Origin of the sequence: Streptomyces sp. NRRL F-2664 (genome assembly GCF_000719345.1) — a bacterium.
GTDB lineage: Bacteria > Actinomycetota > Actinomycetes > Streptomycetales > Streptomycetaceae > Streptomyces.
Map to the genome: position 1 here is coordinate 1 of NZ_JOFX01000125.1, position 4,177 is coordinate 4,177.

Below are 4,177 nucleotides of genomic sequence, written 5' to 3' on the forward strand. Positions count from 1 at the left end.
AAGCGGAAGGGGTTGGCGGCGGGGTCGGCGGCGCGGTGTGCGGCGGGGGCGGGTGTGCCGTCGGGGCGGGTTTCCCGGCCGTAGTCGGTGTAGGCGCGGCTGGTGAGGGTTTGGGCTGACGGTCCGGTCTCGAGGACGGTGTTGCCGCGGCGGTCGGTGTGGAGGTAGCGGGCGGCGTCGGGGGCGGCGGTGAGGGTGCGTGCTTCGCGGCCGCCGGAGGGTGTGGTGAGGTAGGTGCCGGTGCGCGGCGGCCTGCTGCCGTCTGTGCTGGTGTGGGTGTCGTTGGCGATGGCGCCGTCGGGGGTGTAGTGGAACAGCACGGTGCTCGTGGTGCCGTCGGGGCTGGTGGTGGTGGAGTTTTTGCGGCTGCCGTCGGCCCAGTAGGCGTACTCGGTGCGGGTGCCGTCCTTGGCGGTGGCGGTGAGGGGCTTGTTGGCGGGGGTGTAGGTCCAGGTTGTGCCGTCGGCGCCCTGGGTGAGGTTGCCGGCTGCGTCCCAGGCCTGTTCTGCCCGGGTGCCGCTGGTGGTGATGGCGGTGAGGCGGCCTGAGGGGTCTGTGTGGTGTTCGGTGGCGGTCTTGGTGCCGTCCGCGTCCGTGACGGTGACGGTGGTGACGTCGCCGGCGGCATTGGCCGTGTAGGCGGTGGTCCGCAGTGCCGGCGCTTTGCTGTCGGTGCCGCTGTGGACGGTGGTGGCGGTGAGGCGGCCGTAGGCGTCGTAGGAGTGCACGGTGTGGGTTGTCACCGGCGTCCCGGATCCCCGCCCGCTGCTGCTGTCGCCTCCGGCGCCGGGTGCGGGGCGGGTGTCGGTACGGGTGGCGAGGTCGCCGCGGGAGTTGTAGGTGTATGCCGTCTCAGACAGCACCGCACCGTCTTTCCCGGTGAGGATCTCTTTTCTGCGCTGGCCGCTGTCGAAGTACTCCACGGCCATCACCGTGCCGTTGCCGTATGCGGTTCGGCAGACGCGCCCGTGGCTGTCGTAGGTGTAGGCGGCTGAGGACGTCTGCCCGTCCGGGGCCCTGTGCTCCGCGCTCTCCAGACTGCCGTCAGCATTGTAGGCGTAGGCGGTCACCGCCCCCGCGGCGTCAGTTGTGCTGGTGATCTGGCCTGCCGCGTCGAAGGCGCGGGAGACGGTCCTGCCGTCCGGGTAGGCCACCGAGGCCAGCCGGCCCTCGCCGTCGTAGCCGTAGGAGATCAGCGTTGCCTCCTCCGCAGCCTCGTCTCCGCCCTCCCAGATGCCGGTGATCCGGTTGAGGCGGTCATACCGCAGGTGCCTGACCGTGGCCGCCCCTGCGGCGTCCGTGACCGACACCGAGGTGAGCATGCCCGTTTCGGAGGCATAGGTGTAGGCGGTCCGGGTCACAGGCTTGCCGTCTCCGGTCTCCACCACGGCTTCGGCGACCTGCCCGTCGGCGGTGTAGGTGTAGGCCGTGGTGTTGCCGAGCTGGTCGGTCTGGACGGCGAGGCGGCCTGCCGCATCGTAGGAGTTCTCCACTGCGGTATGCGTGTCGCCCTCGCCCTGGGTGAGGGTCTTGGCGGTCTGCCGGCCGGCCAGGTCGCGGGTGAGGGAGGCAGTCAGCTCCGGCCCCGGGTAGGCCTCCGGGGCCGCAGGATTGAGCACCATGCCGCGGGAGACGCCGCCCGCCCCGTAGAAGGGGACGGCGGTGACTTCACCGCTGGTAGAGGCAAGAAGGCGCCCGAGGGCATCGCTCTGCGCGGTAGCGGCCGCAGCAGGGCTGCCATCGGCGAACACCACCCGCCCCGACATAGTCCGCGCCTGGCTGTCGTGGTCCTGCACCGTAAGCGCCCGGGCCTCGCCGATCCCGCCACCCTGCTGGTCCTTGCCCAGGACGCCCTGGACGACAGCCTCGGCGACGACATCGGCAGCGGTCTTGACCACGGTGCCGTCCGGCCGGGCCACACTGCCGGTATGCCCCCACGGATCACTCTGGAAGACGGTCTTGCGCCCAGCCCGGTCGGTGGTAGCCACCCTGTAGTGCGCCCACTGGCTGTAGTCGGCCTCCGCCAGCACCCGCACCCCCTGCGCACCCTCGGCGTACCGGCCGTCCCGGTAGTTGTCCGCAGTGCGCACCATGCGCCCGAAGGCGTCGACGGTCCTGGTGACACAGCGCCCGTCGGGACCGCAGACCACGGTTGCCGTGGGGGAGGGGTAGGAGACCTTCGTGGTCTGCGAAGCCCCCGAGTCCGGCAGCAGCGTATGCCCGGCCGGACGGCCGTACTCGTCATAGGCAAAGCGGACGACGACCCGCCCGGAGGGATCCGTTTCCTCCAGCACCGCCCCGGTAGCCAAATCCACAGTGCGGGAGGCAGCCGTCTCCGCCGCCGTGCCCGGCGCTGTCGTAACCGTCTCAGTCAAGCGGCCCTCCCTGACCGCACGGCCCACCGTAGTCCTGAGCTCGTCCGGACCCCTCCCGCGGCCCTCCTGCCCCGCCCCCTCAGCCCATCTCACCGTCCGCGAGGCCAGCTCCCCGTGCGCGTCGTAACTGAACCAAACCTCCTCACGCGCAGCAAGCCGCCCGTCACTGCCCGCAGCCTTTTCAACAGTGCCCGCAACGGTGCGCCGGTCACCCGAAGGCGTGTTCACACTCTCCCGCAGAACCCGCCCCTCCCGGTCAGTCACCCTCTCAGACAGAACCAGGCCGACAGCCGCCCCATGGGTGTCGTAACCCGTCTCGGTAACGGTGCCCGTCTCATCACTCCTCCTCACAACCCGGCCGAAGGAGTCATAGGCGGCAGTGGCGACCGCCTCACGCAACTGCCCCGCCGAATTGCCCACCGTACGCCTCTCACGCACGGGCAGCGCCCAGTCCGCGGGCAGCTCCTGGCCCGCACCAGGCACCGCAGAGGAACCCCCGCCGCCCTGCCAGCTGTAGCCCCGCTCCAGGGCACCCGCCACGCGATCCCCCAGAGCAGCGGTAAACACCTCCTGGGAAGTGAGCAGATGGAGGCTGTTGTAGTGGGAGACGACCCGCCGTTCGGGCTCACCGTCCACCCCCAGCAACGCCACCTCAGTGCTATAGGTGTAGCCAGTCCGCTGGTCGAAGACATCGTCCTCGCCCGCGAAATCCCCACCACTCCCGGTAAAACTGCGCCCCTCCTCCACCGCCACATCCAGCCGCTGCTCGGGAGCGGCCAGCACACCCCCGCTGTCGAGCAAGCGCAGCCTCGAAGCGACCAGCGCAGGCACAGGCGAACCGGGAAGCTCCTCATACCCGATCTCAGTCACACCACCGAACGGCGCCGTGACACGGGAGACAACCGGGCCGTGCCCCGACAGCGGCCGCGCGTACTCCAGCACCGTCACACCCCCGTCACCGCCGGTCACTCTGCGAACCTGCCCGTCCACCAGGTCCAGCACCGCACTCAAGCGGCGGCCGTCGCCCGAACGGGCAGGACCCCTGAACACAACCTGGTCCTGACCGCTGCCCCCGCTGGAATAAGCCACCTCCGTCACCAAGCCGTAGGAGTCCGTCACCGCAGCCAGCCGCCACACCCCGCTGCCAGCCGGCACAAAAGAGAAATCAACACGGTTGCCGTGCCGGTCCGCGAACGCCACCGGATTGCCGTCCGCATCGAAATACTGCACCGACCCGTCCCTGCGGTCCGCCAGCCTCCACTCGAAACCACGCTCCCCCACACCCTCCCGCCCCGCCAAAACACTGCCCGGCACGTGCTCGAACCGCACCCCCTCACCCGGAAAACGCTTCAGCCCCGACACCGACCCACCGCCGGCATCTATCCCGAAAACACCCCCACACACCAGCGCACGGCCCCCCGCGGCATCCACGAACGGCAGACCCAGCCCCATACCCGCACCAAAGCCGTAACGGTCCACCCCCAAACCCGACAACTCCTGGTCATACGACAACACCAGCCCCAAACCCGCCCCACCCCGCCCCGCCACATCCAGCAAAGGCACCTCCAGCGCATACCGCCCCGTACGCACATCCACCGGCCCCCCCACACCCTCCCCAGGAGCAAAAACCCCCGACACCACCCCCGCCACACCACCAGGGACACCCCCAGCAGACCCCCCACGACCCACCGCAAACGCCCCACCAGAGCCATCCCCTCCCGAGCCACCGACCGCAGCCAGCACCAGAAGACCAGCCACACCCCCCCGGCAACACACACGGCGGATAGAAGCGGAAGAAGACA

Annotated in this window: 1 protein-coding gene; it reads right to left on the minus strand. The window is 70.0% G+C overall.

Annotation, left to right across the window (positions count from 1 at the left end; all coding sequences use genetic code 11):
- The coding region (locus tag IF89_RS0134460) for an RHS repeat protein (protein WP_158718085.1) at window positions 1-3,971 on the minus strand (3,971 nt) is incomplete at its 3' end.
- Between the last annotated feature and the right edge of the window lie 206 nt (window positions 3,972-4,177).